We start from the raw sequence: 18,952 nt of genomic DNA, 5'->3' as shown, positions 1-18,952 counted from the left end.
TTAAACTTTATTACAACTTTATCAAAAAAATATTAAAATTTCAGAATTTTTTAAATGAGGTGGATAATGCTAAACTATCAAACTCTACGTCCTTTTATTTTTAAAACAAATCCAGAAACTGCACATTCTATTGTAGAGTCTGTGGCTAGAGTCTCTCCAAACATTCCTATGCTTTTGCCTTTTTTATCTTATAAAAATTGTATTTACGATTCTATTTTAGCTCAAAAGATTGATGGAATGGATTTTTATAACCCAGTTGGATTGGCGGCTGGTTTTGATAAAAATGCCACGATGATAGAATCACTCTGTGCTTTTGGATTTTCACATTTAGAATTAGGTGCAGTAACTCCTCTTGCACAAAATGGTAATGACAAACCACGCCTTTGGAGACATATTCAAGAAGAATCTATCCAAAATGCTATGGGGTTTAATAATGAAGGTGCTAATGCAGTGAATGCACGATTAAGGAAGCTTTTTCCTTTTGTGATTCCATTGGGTGTGAATATTGGTAAAAATAAAATCACACCCCAAGAAAAAGCAATGAAAGATTATTTAAGTTTGGCGCGTGATTTTAAGCAAACAAGTGATTATTTAAGTGTCAATCTTTCTTCACCTAATACACCTAATTTGCGTGATTTACAAAATGTTAATTTTATTAAAGATCTTTTACTTGAGTTGTGCAAAATTTATACGAAGCCTATTTATTTAAAGATTGCACCAGATTTGGAAATAGATTTTGCATTAAGCTTGATTGAAGTAGCAATTAATAGCGGTGCAAAAGGCATTATTGCTACCAATACAACTTCAGATTATAGTCTTGTTTCGCAACCACAAGATAAGGGGGGAATCAGTGGAAAAGTCTTAGCGTCAAAAAGCCGCGAAATGCTAAAACAAATCTCACTTTCACTTAAAGATAAAAATCAAAAGACCACATTAATTAGTGTAGGTGGAATCACGGATGCACAAGAAGCCTATATCAGGATTCGTTTGGGTGCAAACCTCGTGCAAGTCTTTAGTGCATTAATCTTTGAAGGACCAAGCTTAATTAGAAAGATTAATCTAGACTTAAAAGATTTGTTGGAACGTGATGGCTTTAATCATATTAGTGAAGCAGTAGGCGTGGATTTATGAGATGGACCTCTATAATTTTTAAGATTTTTTGTATCAATTCATTTTTATTAGGAGTATTAATGGCAGGGAATAGCCCTATGAAATCTGTACTTCCAAAACATTATCAAACAACACTTCAAAATGGTTTGGAGGTTGTAATTATTCCGCTAAAAAATCAAAGCAATGTAATTACAACAGATATATTTTATAAAGTGGGAAGTCGTAATGAAGTGATGGGCAAAAGTGGAATTGCCCATATGTTAGAACATCTAAACTTTAAATCTACCAAGAATCTAAAAGCAGGAGAGCTTGATAAGATTGTCAAAGGTTTTGGTGGTGCAACTAATGCTGCAACTAGTTTTGATTATACGCATTATTATATTAAATCTAGCACACAAAATCTTAGTAAATCTTTAGAACTATTTAGTGAATTAATGCAAAATTTGAGTTTAAAAGATGAGGAATTTCAACCTGAACGCAATGTAGTCGCAGAGGAGCGATTATGGCGAACGGATAATAATCCAATGGGTTATTTGTATTTTAGGCTTTTTAACACAGCTTTTATTTATCACCCTTATCATTGGACACCCATTGGCTTTATGGACGATATTAAGAATTGGACGATAGAGGATATTCGTGCTTTTCATAGTCTTTATTATCAGCCACAAAACGCAGTCATTGTGATTGCAGGAGATATTGATGAAAAACTTGCATTAAAAGAAGTGAAAAAATACTTTGATGGAATTAAAAATAAAGGTAAGATTCTTTCTAAGCTACATACCCAAGAACCAAAACAAGAGGGGGAGCGTAGAGTAAGAGTGCATAAACCAAGTGAAGTTGAGATTCTAACACTTGCTTTTAGAATCCCCCCTTTTAATCATCAAGACCAAATTGCATTGAGTGCGTTAAGTGAGATTCTAAGTGGCGGTAAAAGTAGCCCACTTGTGAGTGAAATCGTAGATAAGAAACGACTAGCCACGGAGGTTTATGCTTACAATATGGATTTAATGGACGATGGATTGTTTATTCTTATGGGATTAGCCAATACAGGTGTAAGTTTAGAAAAACTAGAAAAGGCTTTTTTGTTAGAGATTGAGAAAATCAAACAAGGAAAATTAAAAGCCTCGGAGTTAGAAAAAGCCAAAACCAATTTACGTGCTAATTTCTTGTATGAATTAGAATCTAGTAGTGGTGTAGCCAACTTGTTTGGAAGTTATTTGGCGCGTAATAATTTAGAATCATTATTACATTTTGAACAAGACTTTGATAATCTAAGATTAGAAGATATTGTAAGAGTGGCACAAAAATATTTTGTTCATCAAAATGCAGTAATTTTAACTTTAACCAAGTGAGGGTAAGCGATGCAAATGGAGAATCAAATTAAAGGAGCAATGACTGCGTTAGTAACTCCTTTTAAAAAAGGTGCATTGGATTTAGAAAGTTATGAATCTTTGATTAAAAGGCAAATTCAATATGGTATAGATGCGATTGTGCCTGTTGGAACGACAGGAGAGAGTGCAACACTTAGCCATAAAGAACACAAAGAATGTATTGAAGTTGCTGTGAGCGTGTGCAAGATAAGCCATAAAGAGGGAAGTAATGTTAAAGTTCTAGCGGGGGCAGGAAGCAATTCCACACAAGAAGCAATTGAACTTGCTAAATTTGCTCAAAGTTGCGGTGCAGACGCGATTTTGTGTGTTACACCTTATTATAATAAGCCAACACAAGAAGGATTGTTTTTGCACTATAAGGCAGTTGCAAGTGCCGTTAGCATTCCTCTTATGCTCTATAATGTGCCTGGACGCACGGGTGTGAATCTTGAAACCAAAACCATTTTGAGACTCTTTAATGAAATTCCAAATGTTTATGGAGTCAAAGAAGCAAGTGGTAGTATTGAAAAAGTTATTGATTTAAATATGAATGCCAAAACTTTAAGCATCATAAGCGGAGAGGACGCAATTAATTATCCTATTTTAAGCTGTGGTGGCACAGGAGTGATTTCTGTTACCTCCAATCTCTTGCCTGATAAAATTGCAGAATTAACACATACTCTTTTAGAGTCACATAATTATGAGCGTGCAAGAGAGCTTAATAATGAGCTTTATGCTATCAATAAAGCATTATTTATAGAAAGCAATCCGATTCCAATTAAAGCAGTAATGTATTTGAGTGGGCTTTTAAAAACACTAGAATATCGTTTGCCATTAGTGGCACCAAGTCCGCAAAATATGGAATATCTTGAAAAAATTTTAAGTCAATATGAGGTAGTAAAATGAGTGAAAATTTTAAAGGAAAGACTTTAGTTATCAGTGGTGCAACGCGTGGAATTGGTAAGGCAATTTTATATCGTTTTGCGCAAAATGGCGTCAATATTGCTTTTACTTACAATAAAAATGCAGAAGAAGCAAACAAAATCATTGCGGATGTGGAATCGCAATTTGGCATTAAAGCAAAAGCTTATCCACTAGATGTCTTGCAACCAGAAACCTATAAAGATTTGTTTGCAAAAATTGATGAAGATTTTGAGAGAGTAGATTTTTTTATCAGCAATGCAATCATTTATGGTAAAAGTGTTGTGGGGGGGTTTGCACCTTTTATGCGATTGAAACCCAAAGGATTAAATAATATTTATACCGCCACCGTGCTTGCTTTTGTCGTGGGTGCGCAAGAAGCGGCTAAACGAATGCAAAAAGTGGGGGGTGGTAACATTATTTCTTTAAGCTCCACAGGAAATCTTGTTTATATGCCAAATTATGCAGGACACGGCAATTCAAAAAATGCAGTAGAAACAATGGTAAAATATGCAGCAATGGAACTTGGAAAACACAATATTCGCGTGAATGCAGTAAGCGGCGGACCGATTGAAACCGATGCACTTAAAGCATTCCCTGATTTTGCTGAAATTAAAGCAAAAGTTGTAGAGCAAAGTCCTTTAAATCGTATGGGGGCTCCAGAGGATATTGCGGGAGCTTGTCTGTTTTTATGTGATAATAGTTCTAGTGCGTGGCTAACAGGACAAACAATTGTGATTGATGGAGGGACAAGCTTTAAATAAGCTTAAAATTATGAAGCTAGAATCTCTACCCAATGGTTTAACAATTCTTCGCATTATTCTTTCTTTCCTTTTACTTGGTCTAGTCCTCTATGGGCATTGGGTATTGCCACCCCCAATTCACCCAACTTGGATTAATTATTTTGCTTGTTTGGTGTTTTGCATAGCAAGTATTACAGATTTTTTTGATGGATTTATTGCGAGGACTTTTAATGTCTCAAGTGTTTTTGGAGAGATTTTTGACCCATTAGCGGATAAATTATTAATTTTAGCCGCATTGATTGGACTTCTAGTTTGGAATCGGGCAGAGGTTTGGGCTATATTTTTGATTCTTAGTCGTGAATTTTTTATTACAGGGTTGCGTGTAGTTGCTGCAAGTAAAGGAATCAAAGTTGCTGCGTCCAATCTTGGCAAATACAAAACAGGCTTGCAAATTACCGCCATTGCGTTTTTGTTTATGGATTATTCTTTTGCAAATGCAACATTATGGCTTGCGGTGGCTTTGACGCTTTATTCAGGATTTGATTATGTTAGAATGTATGCAAAGGCGCGTTAAATGGGAATCATTGGTTCTATTTTAGTTTTATCATTTTTAGTTTTTTTTCACGAATTAGGACACTTTTTAGCAGCTAAACTCTTTGGTGTGCGCGTAGAAGCTTTTAGTATTGGTTTTGGAAAAACAAGAATCTTCAAGAAGCAAATAGGAGAGACAGAATATTCTTTGCGCCCGATTCCTTTAGGTGGATTTGTCCAACTAAAAGGACAAAGTGATTTTGACCCAACACTTCGGGATATTTCAAGTGATAGTCTTTATGGTATTGCAACTTATAAACGATTAATCATTTTAGCGGCGGGTTCGTTTTTTAACTTACTTTTAGCCTTTTTGCTTTTTGTCGCAATTGGTTTAATGGAAAAAAACGAATTAGCTCCTGTAGTGGGTAAAGTAGAAGCCAATATGCCAGCAAATCTTGCGGGGTTAAAAAGGGGTGATGAGATTCTTAGCATTAATGGAATGCAAACACGCACTTGGGAAGATTTGAGTAAAGCAATCGCAAAATCAAATAGTGAAATAGAAATCGTATTCTTGCGAGATTCTAAAGAATATCAGACAATTTTAATGCCACAATATGGAGAGTCTAAAAATATTTTTGGTGAGCGTATTTCTCGTCCTCTAATTGGGATTGTTTCAAGTGGTGAAGTCCGACTTGTGTCTTATTCGTTTATGGATTCTATTCCTTATGCATTCCATCAAACTTTAGAATCTAGTAAGCTGATTTTACAGAGTATTGAAAAAATGTTTTCTGGCGTTGTGCCACTTAGTGAAGTGGGAGGTGTAGTGTCTATTGTGAGTATTACTAAAAAAGCAACAGAACTTGGAATCATTACACTTTTTGGATTCACTGCTTTGATTTCTGTGAATCTTGGAATCTTGAATTTACTCCCTATTCCTGCGCTTGATGGAGGACATATTCTTTTTACACTCTATGAAATGCTCACAAAAAGAATCCCGACACAAAATACTTTTTATCGTTTAAGTATGGCAGGTTGGATTGTGCTATTGGGGCTTATGGGACTTGGATTGTATAACGATATTCTGCGTATTATCAATGGGACGATGCCATTTTAAAGGAGAATAATGCAAACAAGATTAAATCAAAACCTAATCAATGTGATTGAGAGAATTGAGAAAGCAAGAATTGCAGTAGATAGGCATAGAATTGTACGTATAGTGGCTGTGAGTAAGTATTCTACGCAAGAAGAAATTGCTATGCTTTATGCTTGTGGTCAAAGGGCTTTTGGGGAAAATAAGGTGCAAGATTTTAAAGAGAAATCACAATTCTTGGAATCTCTCCCATTAGAGTGGCATTTCATCGGGTCTCTGCAAAGCAACAAAATTAATATGCTTTTAAGTTTGAATCCTTTTATGCTCCAAAGTTTGCATTCCTTAGAATTAGCAGAACAATTACAAAAAAGATTACATAAAGAAAACAAAAATTTACGAACTTTATTACAAGTCAATAGCGCCAAAGAAGCAAGCAAAAGTGGCTTTATGCCAGAAATTACGTATGAGATGTATCTTAAAATTCAAGAATCTTGCCCCAATCTCAAGTTATGTGGATTAATGAGCATTGGTGCACACACTAATGATAAAACAGAGATTCAAAAGAGTTTTGAATTAACCCATAAGATTTTTGAATCCTTGCAAAACAAGGGTGCAGAAGTGCTTAGTATGGGAATGAGTGATGATTTTGAACTAGCAATTGCGTGTGGTAGTAATTGTGTGCGATTAGGAAGTGTGTTGTTTAAATAATTCTTTTAATAAAAGGTTTATTCAAACTCCATAGTCTCACAAGCATAAACTTCAGAAGTCTTTGGCAGATAATGTAAAAATTGATTTACAAATTGCGTGTTTAAGAATAATTCACCACAGAGGATAATACCTTTTGTTTGGTAGTTCTCTTCCATATCACGGCTAAAGTTGGCAAAAAATTCTGCTAAGGAATCCAAAATTCCATAACAAAGCAATTCATTCTCCACTCCAGCAAGTTTGAAACTCATAACAGAGCGCAAAGTTTGTAAAGTATTGAGGAAGACTTCGCCTTCTTGGTTGCGTTCTAATCTAAAATCAATGCGCGGACCCTTTTTGCCTAAAAATTTCCGCGCACATTCTATCACAGCATAAGCAGAATCTTGAAGATTTTGCACTTTACCTAAATGAAGCAAAACACCACACATTCCTAACAAGTCCAACAAATTATGAGAAAGGATAGAATCTTTAGGTAAAGATTCTAAAGTTTGGATTAAGCGAGGAGAGTGAGAGGAAAAGTTTTTTAGCAAGCTTTGTGTGGTTAGGTTTAAGGTTTTGAGTGTTTCTATAATAATGGCTAGATTGCTTTCAAAGATAAATTTAAGCGTTTCTTTAAAACTCTCATTAAAATAAACCCAAAAAAGTGTTTGGTGCTTACCAAGATATAGAATATTCACACGATTCAAGGATTCTTCAATAATCGTTTGTTTAAAGGCATTTGCAATAGAATTAGATTTGTAAGGTTTAAAGTGATGTGGCAAAATAAGGGAATTTTGAGCAACGCTTAAAGTGAGAGGTTTAGAGTCATAAGCAGTAAATTCGCAAATCCCGTTTTCCCTCTTTTGATTTAAAGGCAACAAATATAAACCAGCAAAAGAATCCAAAAATTTGCTTAAAAGAACTAAATAAGGCTCAAAAGGCAAGAGAACATTAACAAACGAAGTTGGGAAAAAATTATTAAAAATACCTTTAGGAGCAAGTTTTAAAATAGGTTTTTCTAATGTTGCAAGCGCTTGTAACTCCTCATTCTCTGCCTTAAAGAGTAGTTTAACATCTGCCAAAGAATGGGGCATAAAGCAAAAATTCTCTGTAATATCTGTTAAAGGATTGCTCTCATCAAAAAGTGCCAATTCTCTTTTACCAAAAATTGTTTTAACAAAAACGCGTTCTTTTTGCTTTAAAAGCTTGGCAATAGTTTCTAGAGATTCTATTAAATCTTGAGAATTTTTGATTTCTTTTCTTTTTCCTTGCTCTAAGAGTGCAATTTTTGTTGGTTTAAAGTCTATAAATTCATTCCATAAATTACAAAAATTTGGCGATTCTTTTGTGCAGAGGGATTTTAGTTCTAAAGGAGATAAGAAATTCGTTGTAAGAAAAGAATTTGTAAGGAGTTTTTTAAAGTCTATTAAATTATTTTGACTAAAAGATTCTAAAATTACCAATTCCTTAAAAGCCCATTGCAATGACAGAGGAATGAAATTTTGCAAAGAATCGCTAAACTTTAAAATTTCTTGTTGTGTGCCTTGTATTTCTAAACTAAAAGATTCTTTGGAATCTTCCACAAACTGCCCTTGTAAATTTGATTTTCTTAGTGCGCAATCTAGAGCTTTTAGTAGGAAGTTTTGAATATTTTGTGGCATTTGAAGCTTAGTAATTTGTTCAAAGGTAAAAGCAACAATTAAAGGAGATTCTAGCTCCACAGGTTTCATTTAATAGCCTTTATAAGAGAAGTTTGCGATTTCTTGTAAATCAAGATTTGCGATTCTTTCCACTTGCACTTCAAGTGATTTTAAATAGGCTATTGCTTGAGATTCCATTAATTTTGCTCCCTGTTTGATTTCCTCTGTAAGTTCAAAAGTTGGATTTTCACCAATAATGAAAGGCTTAATACCTAAAATTTTAGTTGAGGGTAAATCACCTAACATTTCAATCATTCGTAAGGTTTGTAGCATTTCTACTTCGTGCGCACTTCCAGCCCAAGTAATTTGATGAGGAATTGCGCCAAAGTCAAAGAAATATACATCACCTATTTTAGCATCTTTTGCATCAATGGAATCCAAAATTAAAACAAAATCATATTGTGTGATGAGTGGAATTAAATGTTGTGCCATTGTTCCTCCATCTACAATATCTACATTATGCTTACCCTTGAAAGTGTAATTTAATTTTAACAAATTGGATAAATGCACCCCAATGCCCTCATCTCCAAAGAGAATATTACCAATGCCTAAAACAAGGATTTTCATATTTATCTTAAATGTAGAAAAAGCGATTCACAAGGAATCGCTAGATGAAGTAACATTTATTCATCTCTTTCAAATTTTACACCGCTAAAGATTGTATCTACTCCAGCGCCGGGAAATTTTGCGCTATTCCAACTTGCCATATAAATGTGAATCGGAATAAAGATGATGAAAGCCCAAGTTAAAATATGATGGATCAAACGCACATTAGCAATTCCACCACAAAATACCTCTAAAGGCTTCATTAAAGGGGCAATCAACCCACCTAAACCTTCGTGATAAACGTGCGTATATAAGACAAGCCCTGTGAGAGAAATAGCAATAATAAGGAGCATCACACCCAAATAAGTGGCAAGTTGCAGAGGGTTATAAGCACCTTTTAAACGTGGATGCCCACCTAGAAGCAAATAACTTTTTAAAACACCAAACCATACAAAAGGATTAAAAAAATCCAAAATAGAGCGACGTTCTAATGCGCATTCTTTTGTTAAAAGTAAATAAAGCCGAAAAATCGTTACAGCAATGAGCAAAAAGCCAAGTATCAAATGCCAACTACGCATTAAGGCGTAAAGAAATCCTATAGGCTCACCCGTGAAGTTGTTAGGTGCTAGAAAGGGATAGGCAAGATAGAATCCTGTTGCAATGAGTGCAAAGATTGTTAATGCCCTAATCCAATGGAAAATTCGTGTGAGTTTAGAAAACTCAACCACCGCTTTATATCTTGTTTCCATATTTTCTCCTTAAATTTTACAATTCATCGCAATAGGGTCAAGTTTATATCGGCTAATCTCATTGCCTTTTGTATCCATTAAATGCACAGCACAAGCAATACAAGGGTCAAAGGAATGAATCGTGCGGATAATTTCTAATGGTTGTGTAATATCTTGCACTTTGATTCCGATGAGTGAGGCTTCATAAGGTCCCATTTGGTTTTTGGAATCTTTTGGTCCTGCATTCCAAGTGCTTGGCACGACCGCTTGATAATTAGATACCACACCATCTTTGATTCTAACCCAATGGCTTAACATACCACGTGGCACATTACCGATATAACGCCCTTTATATTCTTTGTTATTGTCAATTTTGTAAGGAGCGCAAGTGCTTTGGTCTCCTGTTTTGAGGTTTTCTACTAAGGAATTAAATGCTTCAATCCCGTAATCTGTGGAAAGCTTACATTCCAATAATCTCGCGGCTGTTCTGCCTAATGTGCTAAAAAGTGCTTCAAGCGGCAGTCCCGTATCTTCTAAGAATTGAGTTGCAATTTTGGTAATGCGAGGATTTTTTGCGGCTAAACCTACAACTATTGCTGCAAGTGGTCCTACTTCCATTGGTTCGCCATTGTAACGAGGAGATTTAATCCAGCTATATTTACCATCAGTGTTAAGTGCTTTCGTTTTAATAGGGCTGCCATCAGGTCCAATGGTCTCTATCTCTGTAAATCCTGTGTAATTTGGTGCGGTTTCCCCATCATAAGGGTGCAAAGCTTTATCATTTTGATACCAAGAGTGTGTCGCTTCTTCTGTAATTAAATCTTCATTGACTTCTAAAAGTTTGGAAATATCTCCACCTCTTACAACTCCACTACTATAAAGTGTTTCATTGTGATTAACAGGAATTTCAGCATACGAAAGGAAGTTGCGTACTCCGCAACCTTTCAGAACACTCGGCTCATTTTTGAACATTTCTGCAGCCATTACCACATCAGCGTAATAAGCTCGGTTGATGAAATCTCCCACTTCTTTGTATTTGGTAAGCCAATCTCCCAATCTACTTGGGTCTAAAAGATCTGCAACACAGGTTACACCACCTACGGTTAAGCTTTGTGGGTGAGGTTGTTTTGCGCCAAAGATTGCCATCATTTGCGCTGCAACTCTTTGCACTTCAAGGGCTTTTAAATAATGAGAAAGCACGATTAAGTTTTGCTCTGGTGAGAGTTTATAAGTTTTGTGTCCCCAATAAGCGTTTGCAAAAGGTCCTAAGCCTTGTTTAGCACTCGCAAAAGCCTTGACTTTTTCCTGCACCGCCAGGAGTTCATCTGCACCTGTTGCAATGGGATTTTTAGAATATTTAAAAGCAAGTTCAGAAGCTTTTTTGGGGTCAGCTTTAAGTGCCTCTGTAATGTCGCACCAATCTAATCCGTGTAAATGATAAAAATGCACCAAGTGGTCGTGCATCACAAGGGAAATATTCATCAAGCTTCGCACCATTTGTGCATTAAATGGAATCTGAATGCCAAGAGCATTTTCTACCGCAGTGATTCCCGCTTTGTAATGAGAGAATGTGCAAACACCACAGATTCTCTGCACCATAAATCCTACATCTCTAGGGTCGCGATTTTTTACGATGACTTCTAAACCGCGCCATAAAGTAGAACTAGAATAAGCATCAGTAATGACATTATTTTCATCCACAATTACTTCAATCCTTAAATGTCCCTCAATCCTTGTGATTGGATCTACAATAATTCTTTTTGTCATAGAGTCTCCTTATTCCTTATCTTTTTTGAAGTTGCTTAATACTGCGTGAGCTGCCATACCAATTGCTGCTGCACCGAGTAATGTAATCCCGATATTGTCAGCAGTGCGGTCTGCTCCTTTAAAAAGCGGTGCGTCATAAAGTTTGCTTGCAAGCGGCTCTTCAAAAGGTCCCATTGTATCCCAAAAATTTGGCTCACTACACCCAATACAGCCGTGTCCCGCTTGGATAGGCCAACTTGTATGGGAATTAAAGCGAAGTTTAGAGCAGTTATTAAAAGTATAAGGTCCTTTACAGCCAACTTTATAGAGGCAATAGCCATTTTTTGCACCCTCATCGCCAAATCTCTGCACAAATTCACCTGCATCAAAGTGTCCGCGTCTCTCGCATAAATCATGAATTCTTAAACCATAAGCCCATTTGGGACGATTAAAGGCATCTAACTGCGGTAAAGTCCCAAAAAGTAAGAAATGAATCACATTACCCACAATATTCTTTTCACTTGGAGGACAGCCTGGCACATTAATTACAGGTTTATTGGTAACTTCACTTAGCGGTTTTGCAGCCGTTGGATTTGGGTTAGCCGCTTGGATTCCACCAAAGCTTGAGCAAGTCCCGATAGCAAAAATTGCCGCGGCATTTTCACTTGCTATTTTTGCACTTTGTAAGCCTGTTTGTCCAAATGCACCAATGGTTAGATATTGCCCATCTAAGCCAGTAGGCACACCACCTTCTACCATTAATACATATCTCCCTTTATAACGTTTAATAGCAGATTCTAAATTTTCTTCTGCTTGGTAGCCTGAAGCCGCCATAATTGTTTCGTGATATTCTAAAGAAATATAATCAAAAATTAAACTTGCAATGCCCGGTCCATCACTTCTTAGTAGGCTTTCGCTACAGCCTGTGCATTCTGCTAAATGTAACCAAATCACTGGTAAGCGGTCTGCAACTTCTGCAGCTTTTGCAGTGAGTGGTGTAAAACTTGCAGGTAAAGAGAGCATAGCAGTCATTGCGCCAGCCCATTTCATAAAGTCTCTTCTTGAGATTCCTTTTTCTTTCAACATTTTTTTAATGCTATTACCTTTTTTGAGGCTTGGGATTTTGGCTATTTTTGCAAGCCTGTCTTGAGCCTGTTGTAGCAGTGTTTGTTCTCTTTCCATTACCTTCCTTTTTATTTAGAGTTTTGGTTAAAGTGAATTTATCTTTTTTTGGCTTAAAAAGCACTACAAAATAAAGCTTATTTGAAAAAAATAATAAATTTTGTGGCAAATTTACCTTTTGCTATTTTGTATTCTTTACATGACTTTTTCATCTTGTATATTTCAAATGTGCGATAGAATCTAAATGTAGTATCAAGCAACTTAGGATTAATCCTTGCAAAACTAAGGAGCGAATCTGCCATCTTTTGATAATCTATCTTAAGCTTAATTATAGATTTGTAGGTTTAGGCACACATTACTATAAAGAATTTACCCATACTTGCATAATCATTTGCGTGTTGTGCCACGAAAATCTTACGACTTCTTGCAAGGATAAATCCCTACGTCACACAAAGGCACAATACCCCTCTATTAAGATAGTCTCTATTTTTGATAAAATTTACATTTTCTTGCGTAGAAATTCTTGAAACATAGAGGTAAGGAATATTTAATTTTTGGCTAATTCTTCAAGCTCTTGCGGTTTTTGTGTATTCTGGAGCTTTTTTGAGGTGCTAATAAAACCTACTTCTATTAAGAATGCAACACAAAGAGAACATATAGATTAGACATTAGGAACTCCTTGAATGATAAATATAGAAGATTAACTTTACAACACTACTGGGTAAATGCGGAATTATATAAGAGTATAAACCAAATAGAAGCAAAGTGGCGGACAGAGAGAGATTCGAACTCTCGGTAATCTTGCGACTACGCATCCTTAGCAGGGATGTGGTTTCAGCCAACTCACCCATCTGTCCTTTTGAAAAGAACCGTAATTATATCTTGTTTAAGTAAAATAAAACTTAAATTAAGCTTTTTGTGAAATCGCCTTACGAAATCCCACTCTTCTGGAGAGCCTCTGCTTGAAAATATGCCACAATAGGGTCAATCACCATATCTAAATTACCACTTAGCATAATCTCCTCTAAACTATACAATGTAAGACCCACACGATGGTCTGTCAAGCGGTTTTGTGGATAGTTATAAGTGCGAATACGCTCACTGCGGTCGCCACTTCCTACTTGTAATTTTCTTTCTTGCGCATTTTGTTCCATTTGCGCTTCTAGTTCCGCTTCATAAATTCTAGCCTTTAGAATCTTTAAAGCTTTATCTTTATTTTTGTGTTGGGATTTCTCATCTTGCATTGATACACTAATGCCCGTAGGAATATGTGTAATACGGACGGCAGAATCTGTAGTATTTACACATTGTCCCCCGTGTCCTCCAGCGCGAAATACTTCAACTTTTAAATCATTAGGGTTGATATTAATTTCCACATCATCAACTTCTGGCATAATAGCCACTGTGATTGCTGAAGTATGAATACGTCCTTGCGATTCTGTTTCTGGCACGCGTTGCACACGATGTGTACCACCTTCAAATTTAAGCCTAGAATACGCACCCTTACCTTTTATAAGTGCAATAACTTCTTTATAGCCTCCAAAATTGTTTTCACTAGAGCTAATAATTTCTACTTTCCAAGACTTTAGCTCTGCATAACGCACATAGGTGCGGAACAAATCCCCTACAAAAATTCCTGCCTCATCACCTCCCGTGCCAGCACGCAACTCTAAATAAATATTTTTATCATCATTAGGATCTTTTGGAAGTAATAAAAGCTTAATTTTAGATTCCAAAATTTCATTTTGTGCCTCTGCTTCTTTAATTTCCTCTTTTGCCAAATCCCCCAATTCTTTATCATCTAGCAAGGTTTTATTTTCTTCAATGGTTTGGAGATTATTTAAATATTCGTGAGATTTTTGCACAAGTTCTTCTAAATCACTCTGCTCTTTACTGAGCTCTGTAATTCGCTTAATGTCGTTTAGAATCTCTGGGTCAGCAAGAAGTCTGCTAATCTCATCATAATGTTTAATAAAAGGTTGAAGTTTAGAAGCTAACATAAGAAACTTGAGAAACTTTGTAAATTTTGCTATAAAGCAAGTGAAATCATATAAAATCGCAAACGCAAATCAAGCGTTTGCCAAGACAAGCTTTTTGACAGAAGCATTCAGGCGACTGATTTTTCTAGCAGCAGTATTTTTAGTCAAGATTCCCTTACTAACATAGCTATGGAAATTTTGATTAATTTGTTTAAATACTTCTTGAGCTTTGTTAATATCTTTGGCTAAAATTGCTTCATTTAAGGACCTTGCCATATTTTTAATTCTTGTCTTGTAGTAGCGATTACGTTCAGTGCGTGTTTCTGTCTGACGAATGCGTTTTTGCGCTGACTTATGATTTGCCATAGAGTGTTAATCCTTTTATAAAATTTTTAAGCTATAATTTTAGCTAATTTTTTATTAAAAGCAAATAAAAAGGTAAGATAATGAATCTTTTTGGAACAGATGGCGTAAGAGGTGAGGCTGGTGTGAAACTTGACGCATTTTGTGCGCTCAAGCTTGGGATTGCTGCAGGCATTTACTATCGTGAGCATTCCAAAACAAACAGAATCTTGGTAGGTAAAGACACAAGACGCAGTGGTTATATGCTTGAAAATGCTCTTGTAAGTGGGCTTACAGCCGTAGGATATGAAGTCATACAAATTGGTCCAATGCCAACACCAGCAATTGCTTATCTTACAGAAGATATGCGATGCGATGGCGGGATTATGGTAAGCGCTAGTCATAATCCCTTTATGGACAATGGTATCAAATTCTTTGGGCGCAGTGGTTATAAACTTGATGAAAAAGACGAAAAAAAGATTGAAAAAATTTATGACGATGTTCATCAACTTGAAAATGCCCAAAGACGAGGTAAGGAGATTGGTTCTAGCAAACGAATTGATGATGTCGTTGGACGTTATATTGTGCATATTAAGAATTCCTTTCCCAAAGATTTATCCTTACACGGAATCCGTGTCGTGATAGACTGCGCAAATGGTGCAGCCTATAAAGTCGCTCCAACAATCTTTAGCGAGCTTGGAGCAGAAGTTTTTGTCATCAATGATGAACCCAATGGCTTCAATATTAATGAAAATTGTGGAGCGACACAGCCACTAATGCTACAAGAAGAAGTGCGCAAGGTTCGTGCAGACATTGGATTTGCCCTTGATGGAGATGCAGATAGGCTTGTGGTTGTAGATGAAAAAGGTGGTGTGGTGCATGGCGATAAACTCATCGGCATTTTAGCTCTTGCCGCCAAAGAGAATGGGACATTAAAAAACAATACAGCCGTAGCAACCATTATGAGTAATTATGCTTTAGAAGAATTTTTAAAAGGCTATGGAATTGAACTTATGCGCTCCAATGTAGGGGATAAATATGTTTTAGAATCTATGTTAGCGCAAGGACTAAATTTCGGAGGAGAGCAAAGTGGGCATATCATTTTTAGTGATTTTGCAAAAACAGGCGATGGGCTAGTTAGTGCTTTACAAACTATTGCTTATATTTTAAAATCCAAAAAACCTGCCTCTAAAGTATTAGATTGCTTTAAGCTTTATCCGCAAATCCTAAGAAACCTCAATGTCCATTCCAAACCTTGCTTGGAATCCTTAGAAAATTACAATGCCTTATTAAAAAGTATAGAATCACATCATATCAGGCATTTAATCCGATATAGTGGCACAGAAAATAAACTACGGATTCTACTTGAAGGAAAGGAAACAAAAATATTGGAAAAAGTAATGCAAGAATGTGAAGAATATTTTAGGGGAAAAATTTGCTAACTGCAAAGAGAAGAAATTTAAAGTTATCTAAGGAATGGTTTTACTTTACTTTAACGTTTTGCATTATATTTGCACTAGACCAAGCCATTAAATGGTTGTTTTTATTAAAGGGCTATCAGTTTGGTGATACTATTTACGAAACCCCTTTTATTTCGCTCCTTTTGGTTTATAATAAAGGCGTTGCATTCTCTATGTTCGCATTTTTAGGAGATTGGCTTAAATTTTTGCAGATTCTACTTCTTGTTGGAATCTTAATCTACTTATGGAGACATCAAGAGCTAATTAAAACCTATTCTCTCGCACTTGGGATTATCTTTGGAGCCGGTTCTTCTAATATCCTAGATCGCTTCATTCACGGAGGTGTAGTAGATTATATTTTTTGGCATTATCAATTTGAATTTGCTATTTTTAATTTTGCTGATGTAATGATTGATTTGGGAGTTGTCCTAATCTTTTATCAAGCATTTTTAAGAAAAGATAAAAGTGTGTCGTGATAGAATCACAGCTTGATTTTATACTCTTTTATTTGGTCGCGTAGCTCAGTTGGTAGAGCACTACCTTGACATGGTAGTGGTCGCTGGTTCAAGTCCAGTCGTGGCCACCATTCCTAGAATTTTTAAGAACTAATGATTAAATAAAAATCCAATACCAAACCGATTAATGGAATTATTATATTCTTGCAAACTCTCACCATATCCATTAAAAAACTGCAAATACAAATAAAGATTCTTGTAAATTGGATAAGAATAATCCAATAAGATGGAGCCTTTATTATCTTTTCTTAAATTGTTACGTAAAGTTGCGCTAAATAAATGTTTATTCCACAAATAGCTAAGGGTTAAATCACCATAGCCCAAATACTTTGTAATATCTGGATTGTCATCTTTATCTGCTTTTTCTGGAATCCTATACCAAGCCTTTAGAGTCATAACAAAATTTTCATAACTATAAATTCCCTCTGCAAAAAGCCTATCCCAACTACGAGAGTGGCTCAAATCTCCCCCATTACTTTGATGTATATAGCCAAAATCTACGCGGTCAAAAAATAAACTATACTTTTCCAAAGGATAACTTAAATATAAACTTGGTTCATAATTGCTTTCGCGAAAAGGTCTAGAATCCTGATTATCATAAAGTTGCCAAAAACTCTGTTGCGTATAAGCAAAATATAAATCTAAATCTTTTGTCAATAAATCATTCAATAACATTTTTTTTATGCTAATTTGGAATTTTGTCTCTACTTGCTTACGTTGATTTGGCTCTTTAGAGCTACTCGCATTCATAGGAAGAATGTAGTTGAACTTATGAGGTTCGAACCCCAATAGTCCCCCCATAAATTTATTACGTTCAAATCGTCCTTCATAAAGTGTTTTTTCATCATAACTAATTCCATCAGTGCTAGAATCTGTATTAGATTTTTGGTTTAAACCTTCGTTTTTTAAAGAAGAAACTAATTGATTTTGGATAGTTTCTGAAGGCAAAATTGTAGAATCTGAAGTAACAGAATCTGTGTCTTGTGGCATCACAAAAGTAACATAAACTTTTTTATCTTTGGGTAAATTAAGAGTGAGTTGATTCGCCTTTGTCGTATCTACCTCTATAACTTCTAATGTTTGCATTTTTTCATCTAAAATAAACACTTTGAGTTTTTTATTATTTTCTAACTCTTCTGATTTAATTTCAAAATCACTTCCCCATAAGTTAAATGTAAATATTATAATAAAAACGATGATTTGTGGAATCTTATGTAAAATCATTCTAAATACACCGAAACTTAAATTAAGGTAATTCATTAACTATAACAAATTTATTTTTTTTTGTCAATTTATGCCTAAATAAAGCAAGTCTATTTTATAATTATCATTTTATTCAAAATAAATAATAAATTATTAAATGTAGGGCTTTTAAATCAATGACACATATTGTGCAGGCATTATTTTTTAGAGAATTAAAAACACGTTTTGGTAAAAATAAACGATTGGGTTATTTTTGGGTTATTGGAGAACCTATGACGCATATCATTTTTTTTCTCATTATTTTTACAATGATTCGTGCAAGATCAATCCCGCAAGTTCCAATAGAAATGTTTTTAGTTACTGGTTTCGTGCCTTTTTTTATGTTTAGAAATATTGTTACGCAGATTATGGCTGGAGTGCAAGCCAACCTTGGTTTAATTGCCTATAAGCCTGTTAAGCCGATTCATATTTTTTTAGCCCGTGCTTTGCTTGAGATTTGTATTTATTTAACTATTTTTATAGTTTTTATGTTTGGATTTGGCTGGTTTTTGGACTTACCAATCTTACCTATCAATTTTTTGGAAGTTTGCATTGCATTTTTAGGTTTAGCACTTTTAGGATTCGCTTTGGGGATCTGTCTAGCATTTTTAGATAGTGAAGTAGAATACGCTAAAATATTCATTACTTATGGAATCAATATTTTATACTTTGCTTCTGCAGTTTTATATCCTCTTTGGATTCTACCTAGCTATATTGTAGATTTTTTAATTTATAATCCCGTCTTACAATTTCTTGAAATGTTACGACAAAACTATTTTATAAGTTATCCTTTAACAGAAGGTATCAGTTTTATTTATCCTTTTTCTTTTACCATTGTTTTACTATTTATTGGACTTTGGTATTATTATTTCCGCTACAAATATCTAGGGCAAATCCGATGATAAAACTTGACCACGTAACAAAATCTTATCCCTTAAACAAAGGGAGGCATTATGTGTTTAGAGATTTAACTTTTGAATTTCCAGATGGTTGTAGCATTGGACTTATGGGGCGCAATGGTGCGGGAAAATCTACTCTAATGAGAATTTTAGGCGGAATGGATATGCCCGATAAAGGTAAAGTCATCACGGATAAGAAAATATCTTTTCCTATTGGACTTGGG

General features: G+C 35.2%; 19 protein-coding genes and 2 tRNA genes. 12 read left to right on the top strand and 9 right to left on the bottom strand.

Translation table 11 applies throughout. The annotated features are described in order from the left end of the window. Positions 1 to 66: 66 nt before the first annotated feature. From pyrD to Q0Y61_RS06790, 7 genes are read left to right on the top strand one after another with little or no spacing between them, the layout of a single operon-like run. Positions 67 to 1,131 carry a dihydroorotate dehydrogenase (quinone) gene (gene pyrD, locus Q0Y61_RS06820; protein WP_297813389.1) on the top strand — a complete coding sequence of 355 codons (1,065 nt, stop codon included), beginning with the start codon at positions 67 to 69 and terminating at the stop codon, positions 1,129 to 1,131. Further along, positions 1,128 to 2,462, top strand: a complete 1,335-nt coding sequence (locus Q0Y61_RS06815) for a pitrilysin family protein (protein ID WP_297813386.1) — start codon at positions 1,128 to 1,130, stop codon at positions 2,460 to 2,462. The genes pyrD and Q0Y61_RS06815 overlap by 4 nt, the downstream gene beginning before the upstream one ends. Before the next feature lie 15 nt (positions 2,463 to 2,477). Continuing rightward, the gene (gene dapA, locus Q0Y61_RS06810) at positions 2,478 to 3,386 is read left to right on the top strand and encodes a 4-hydroxy-tetrahydrodipicolinate synthase (protein ID WP_297813428.1); all 909 of its coding nucleotides are present in this window, start codon (positions 2,478 to 2,480) and stop codon (positions 3,384 to 3,386) included. Further along, positions 3,383 to 4,165, top strand: coding sequence for an enoyl-ACP reductase (locus tag Q0Y61_RS06805; protein WP_297813383.1), 783 nt, complete (start codon positions 3,383 to 3,385; stop codon positions 4,163 to 4,165). Before dapA ends, Q0Y61_RS06805 begins: the two co-directional genes overlap by 4 nt. Positions 4,166 to 4,175: 10 nt before the next feature. Then, positions 4,176 to 4,718, top strand: a complete 543-nt coding sequence (gene pgsA / locus Q0Y61_RS06800; protein ID WP_297813425.1) for a CDP-diacylglycerol--glycerol-3-phosphate 3-phosphatidyltransferase — start codon at positions 4,176 to 4,178, stop codon at positions 4,716 to 4,718. Beyond that, on the top strand, positions 4,719 to 5,789 hold the full coding sequence (gene rseP, locus Q0Y61_RS06795) for an RIP metalloprotease RseP (RefSeq protein WP_297813380.1): 1,071 nt from the start codon (positions 4,719 to 4,721) through the stop codon (positions 5,787 to 5,789). It abuts the gene before it with no gap. Positions 5,790 to 5,798: 9 nt separating this feature from the next. Further along, positions 5,799 to 6,473 (top strand): YggS family pyridoxal phosphate-dependent enzyme, encoded by a 675-nt coding sequence (locus tag Q0Y61_RS06790; RefSeq protein ID WP_297813377.1) that lies wholly within the window; start codon positions 5,799 to 5,801, stop codon positions 6,471 to 6,473. Positions 6,474 to 6,490: 17 nt separating this feature from the next. Here Q0Y61_RS06790 and Q0Y61_RS06785 read toward each other — a convergent pair whose 3' ends face one another. The 8 genes from Q0Y61_RS06785 to rpsT form a co-directional block, all read right to left on the bottom strand. After that, positions 6,491 to 8,179, bottom strand: a complete 1,689-nt coding sequence (locus Q0Y61_RS06785) for a protein hydE (RefSeq protein WP_297813374.1) — start codon at positions 8,177 to 8,179, stop codon at positions 6,491 to 6,493. Beyond that, positions 8,180 to 8,716 (bottom strand): HyaD/HybD family hydrogenase maturation endopeptidase, encoded by a 537-nt coding sequence (locus Q0Y61_RS06780; protein WP_297813371.1) that lies wholly within the window; start codon positions 8,714 to 8,716, stop codon positions 8,180 to 8,182. A 56-nt stretch (positions 8,717 to 8,772) separates the two neighbouring features. Beyond that, entirely contained in the window at positions 8,773 to 9,444 is a 672-nt protein-coding gene (gene cybH / locus Q0Y61_RS06775; RefSeq protein ID WP_297813367.1) for a Ni/Fe-hydrogenase, b-type cytochrome subunit, read from the bottom strand. Between the two features lie 9 nt (positions 9,445 to 9,453). Continuing rightward, complete coding sequence (locus Q0Y61_RS06770; RefSeq protein ID WP_297813364.1) at positions 9,454 to 11,190, bottom strand: nickel-dependent hydrogenase large subunit; 1,737 nt, start codon at positions 11,188 to 11,190, stop codon at positions 9,454 to 9,456. Positions 11,191 to 11,199: 9 nt separating this feature from the next. Next, complete coding sequence (locus tag Q0Y61_RS06765) at positions 11,200 to 12,351, bottom strand: hydrogenase small subunit (protein ID WP_297813362.1); 1,152 nt, start codon at positions 12,349 to 12,351, stop codon at positions 11,200 to 11,202. A gap of 706 nt (positions 12,352 to 13,057) precedes the next feature. Continuing rightward, positions 13,058 to 13,148 (bottom strand) — tRNA-Ser (locus Q0Y61_RS06760). Between the two features lie 72 nt (positions 13,149 to 13,220). After that, complete coding sequence (prfA, locus tag Q0Y61_RS06755) at positions 13,221 to 14,291, bottom strand: peptide chain release factor 1 (protein WP_297813358.1); 1,071 nt, start codon at positions 14,289 to 14,291, stop codon at positions 13,221 to 13,223. 69 nt (positions 14,292 to 14,360) lie between these two features. Continuing rightward, positions 14,361 to 14,636 (bottom strand): 30S ribosomal protein S20, encoded by a 276-nt coding sequence (rpsT, locus tag Q0Y61_RS06750; protein ID WP_297813355.1) that lies wholly within the window; start codon positions 14,634 to 14,636, stop codon positions 14,361 to 14,363. A gap of 80 nt (positions 14,637 to 14,716) precedes the next feature. Between rpsT and glmM the strand changes: the two genes are divergently transcribed. From glmM to Q0Y61_RS06735, 3 genes are all read left to right on the top strand, one after another. Further along, complete coding sequence (gene glmM, locus Q0Y61_RS06745; protein WP_297813352.1) at positions 14,717 to 16,054, top strand: phosphoglucosamine mutase; 1,338 nt, start codon at positions 14,717 to 14,719, stop codon at positions 16,052 to 16,054. Beyond that, positions 16,048 to 16,548, top strand: a complete 501-nt coding sequence (lspA, locus tag Q0Y61_RS06740) for a signal peptidase II (RefSeq protein ID WP_297813348.1) — start codon at positions 16,048 to 16,050, stop codon at positions 16,546 to 16,548. Before glmM ends, lspA begins: the two co-directional genes overlap by 7 nt. A 34-nt stretch (positions 16,549 to 16,582) precedes the next feature. Further along, a tRNA-Val gene (locus tag Q0Y61_RS06735) sits at positions 16,583 to 16,658 on the top strand. 19 nt (positions 16,659 to 16,677) lie between these two features. Here the strand turns inward: Q0Y61_RS06735 and Q0Y61_RS06730 are convergent. Continuing rightward, on the bottom strand, positions 16,678 to 17,847 hold the full coding sequence (locus Q0Y61_RS06730) for a phospholipase A (protein ID WP_297813345.1): 1,170 nt from the start codon (positions 17,845 to 17,847) through the stop codon (positions 16,678 to 16,680). Between the two features lie 119 nt (positions 17,848 to 17,966). On the opposite strand from Q0Y61_RS06730, the gene Q0Y61_RS06725 reads away from it, so the two are divergent. Further along, positions 17,967 to 18,731 carry an ABC transporter permease gene (locus Q0Y61_RS06725; RefSeq protein ID WP_297813342.1) on the top strand — a complete coding sequence of 255 codons (765 nt, stop codon included), beginning with the start codon at positions 17,967 to 17,969 and terminating at the stop codon, positions 18,729 to 18,731. Then, positions 18,728 to 18,952: ATP-binding cassette domain-containing protein (locus tag Q0Y61_RS06720; RefSeq protein ID WP_297813339.1), on the top strand; the 225-nt coding region annotated here is incomplete at its 3' end. The genes Q0Y61_RS06725 and Q0Y61_RS06720, both read left to right, overlap by 4 nt.

It is taken from the genome of uncultured Helicobacter sp. (genome assembly GCF_947367035.1).
GTDB lineage: Bacteria > Campylobacterota > Campylobacteria > Campylobacterales > Helicobacteraceae > Helicobacter_D.
The sequence above is the reverse complement of the archived record's forward strand: the minus strand, read 5'-3'. Positions and strand labels throughout refer to the sequence as shown.